Genomic DNA, 3,382 nt, shown 5'->3' on the forward strand with positions numbered 1-3,382 from the left:
AAGTGGCAGCCCGTAGGGGAGTCGAACCCCTCTTTTCAGGTTGAAAACCTGACGTCCTAACCGATAGACGAACGGGCCACTTTCAGCGTCCGGGGCGTTTCCCCGTCGGCGTGAGGCGGTGTTTAGGCTAGCGTCGCGGCGGGTGCAAGGGGGATTTTTCGGCTTCGTGACAACTTTTTTCGCCGGGGTTTCAGGCCGGTGCCGCATCGTCCAGACGCAGCTGCACGCGGTTGCGGCCGCCCCAGGAATTGACCTCGATCTTGCCGGCAAAATGCCACAGCCCGGGCGCGCGACGCTCCAGCGCCGGGCCCAGCGGGCCGTCGAAGGCGCCGAAGGCCACCGCCTCCAGCGCCGCGCCGCCGCGGTCGCCGAAGCGAAGCCGCAGGTGGTTGGTGCCGATGCGCCGGGCATCGAGCACGGCCTGCGAGGGGAAGGCGAATCGCGGGGCAGGGGCAGCCTGGCCGAAGGGTCCGGCCTGTTCCAGCGATTCGACCAGTTCGACGGTCGCCGCGCCCGGCATCAGGAGCCCGTCGAGCCTGAGATCGCCCGCGCCGCCGGTGCCGGCGCCCTGCCGCGCCAGCAACTCGCCCAGCCGCTCCATTGCCGCCTCCAGCTGGTCGCGGGCCACGGTCAGCCCCGCCGCCATCCGGTGCCCGCCGCCCTTGACCAGCAGCCCCTCGGCCGCCAGCCGCTGGACCGAGGCGCCGAGGTCCACACCCGCGACCGAGCGGGCCGAGCCCTTGCCCTCGGCGCCGTCCAGAGCGATGACCACGGCGGGGCGGTTGGTGGCCTCTTTCAGGCGGGCGGCGACGATGCCGATGACGCCCGGGTGCCAACCCTCGGCCGCGGCCCAGACCAGCGGGCCGTCGAGCCCGCGGCGTTCGGCCTGGGCCAGCGCCTCCTCCCGCACGGCGGCCTCGATGGCGCGGCGGTCGTCGTTCAGCTGGTCGAGGCGCTGCGCCAGTTGCTGGGCCTCATGCGGGTTGGACGTGGACAGAAGCCGCGCCCCCAGATCGGCGGCACCGATGCGCCCGCCGGCGTTGACGCGGGGGCCCAGCACGAAGCCCAGATGATAGGGCGTCGGCGCCGAATCGATGCGGCCGACGTCAGACAGCGCCACCAGCCCGGGGCGCCCGCGTTGGGCCATGACCTTCAGCCCCTGGCGGACGAAGGCGCGGTTGACGCCGATCAGCGGCGCCACATCGGCCACCGTCGCCAGCGCCACCAGATCCAGATATCCCATCAGATCAGGGCCTTGCACGCCGTTCTGGCGCAGCTGGCGATTGGCCTCGACCAGAAGCAGAAAGACCACGCCCGCGGCGCAGAGATGGCCCAGATCGCCCGGCTCGTCCTGCCGGTTGGGGTTCACCACGGCATAGGCGGGGGGCAGCGTCTCGGACCCCAGGTGGTGGTCGATGACCAGCACATCGGCGCCCTTCGCCGCGGCGATCGGCCCATGCGAGAGGGTGCCGCAATCGACGCAAAGGATCAGGCGATGGTCCCGAGCCAGGGCCTCCATCGCCGGTTCGTTGGGGCCGTAGCCCTCGTCGATGCGGTCGGGGATGTAGAGCGTGGCGTCATGGCCCAGCGCCCGCAGCCAGCAGAGCAGCAGCGCCGCCGACGAGCCGCCATCGACGTCGTAATCGGCGAAGACGGCGATCTTCTCACGCGCGTTCAGCGCGGCCAGCAGCCGTTGCGCCGCGCGCTCCATGTCGCGCAGGCGGCGGGGATCGGGCAGGAGCGCGCGCAGCGAGGGGGCGAGGTAAGCCTCGACCCCCTCGGGTTCCACCTCGCGCGCGGCCAGCACGGCGCAGAGCGCGGCGGGCAGGCGGGTGGCCTGGGCCAGCGCCTCGGCCTGTCGCTCGCGCAGGGCGCCGGGACCGACCCAGCGCCGTCCGGTCAGCGAGGTCTCGACGCCGAGATAGGCACTCATGCCACCGGCGTGCGGTAGATCATCCGGCGCACCGACCCGGTTTTCGAGCGCATCAGCAGGGTTTCGGTGGTGACCCAGCCCGGCTCGCGCTTGATGCCCGAGACGATGGAACCATTGGTCACGCCGGTCGCCGAGAAGATCACGTCCGCCGTCACCAGCTCGTCGCGGGTGTAGATGCGGTTGAGGTCGGTGATCCCGGCCTTGGCCGCCCGGCCGCGTTCGTCATTGTTGCGGAACAGCAGCTTGCCGTAGATCTGCCCGCCCATGCATTTCAGCGCGGCGGCGGCCAGCACCCCCTCGGGCGCGCCGCCCGAACCCATGTACATGTCGATGCCGGTCAGTTCCGGCTCGGCGCAGTGGATGACGCCCGCCACGTCGCCGTCGGTGATCAGACGGATCGCGGCGCCGGTCGAGCGGACTTCGCGGATCAGATCCTCGTGCCGGGGGCGTTCGAGAATGCAGCAAGTGATGTCCGACATCTCGCAGCCCTTGGCGGCGGCCAGCGCCCGGACGCGCTCGGCGGGCTCCATCTCCAGCGTCACGGTGCCGGGGGCATAGCCCGGGCCGATGGCGAGCTTTTCCATGTAGACGTCGGGGGCGTGCAGCAGCGTGCCGCGCGGCGCCATGGCGATGACGGTCAGCGCGTTCGGCATGTCCTTGGCGGTCAGCGTCGTGCCCTCCAGCGGGTCCAGCGCGATATCGACCGCCGGGCCGTTGCCGGTGCCGACCTCTTCGCCGATGTAGAGCATCGGCGCCTCGTCGCGCTCGCCCTCGCCGATGACCACGACACCTTCGATATCCAGCATGTTCAGCTGGGTGCGCATCGCCTCGACCGCGGCATGGTCGGCGGCCTTCTCGTCGCCGCGCCCGATCCAGGCGGCGGATTCCAGCGCCGCGGCTTCAGAGACGCGGGCCAGGCCCAGCGACAGCATGCGGTCATGGAAGAGGGGGGATTCGGGCATGATCATTCCTTGATTGAAATCGGGCTGCTCTGGGGACTGCATAGCGCGCGAGGGGGGCGGAAACAACGTTGGTGCCGCTAACGACCGGGCAGGCCTGCACGCGGTCCCGCCCGGGATCATCCGGGGCTCTGGTGACAGGCATGCTACGGGGCGGCGGGAAGGTGGGATGAAATCCCACCCTACGGGGCGCGCATCGTGGGGACGGCGCCGGGCCGGGCGGCGAGCGTGTAGGGTGGGATTTCATCCCACCGCGAGACCAGGGTGCAGGGTGGGATTTCATCCCACCCCAGGCCATGTCAGACTTCCTCGATTCTCAGCGCCACCGGCTCGCCCACCAGCACGCCGGTATCGGCGAAACGGGTCAGGGCATGGGCGATGTCGTCGGACGAGGCCTTGTGCGTGACGATCAGCACCGGCGCGTCGGTGCCTTCGTGCGAATACTGGCGCATGCGGGCGATGGAGATGCCGCTCTCGCCCAGAACCGTGG

General features: G+C 70.6%; 2 protein-coding genes, 1 tRNA gene and 1 pseudogene. All 4 read right to left on the bottom strand.

Features of this window, described 5'->3' with window-relative positions:
- Window positions 1–3 precede the first annotated feature (3 nt).
- Window positions 4–78: transfer RNA gene (locus VDQ18_RS23245), tRNA-Glu, on the bottom strand.
- Window positions 79–190: 112 nt separating this feature from the next.
- On the bottom strand, window positions 191–1,933 hold the full coding sequence (recJ, locus tag VDQ18_RS23250) for a single-stranded-DNA-specific exonuclease RecJ (RefSeq protein ID WP_323023232.1): 1,743 nt from the start codon (window positions 1,931–1,933) through the stop codon (window positions 191–193).
- A complete protein-coding gene (gene glpX / locus VDQ18_RS23255) occupies window positions 1,930–2,895 on the bottom strand; it encodes a class II fructose-bisphosphatase (protein ID WP_323023233.1) in 966 nt (321 codons plus the stop codon). Before glpX ends, recJ begins: the two co-directional genes overlap by 4 nt.
- Before the next feature lie 296 nt (window positions 2,896–3,191).
- Window positions 3,192–3,382, bottom strand: a pseudogene (locus VDQ18_RS23260) (homoserine dehydrogenase); the annotation flags it as partial.

Source organism: Pararhodobacter sp., from assembly GCF_034676075.1.
In the GTDB taxonomy this organism is placed as follows: Bacteria; Pseudomonadota; Alphaproteobacteria; order Rhodobacterales; family Rhodobacteraceae; genus Pararhodobacter.

Excerpts from the sequence above, each read along its gene's own strand:
- recJ (WP_323023232.1), bottom strand. The coding sequence starts at position 1,933 with ATGAGTGCCTATCTCGGCGTCGAGACCTCGCTGACCGGACGGCGCTGG.
- glpX (WP_323023233.1), bottom strand. The coding sequence starts at position 2,895 with ATGCCCGAATCCCCCCTCTTCCATGACCGCATGCTGTCGCTGGGCCTG.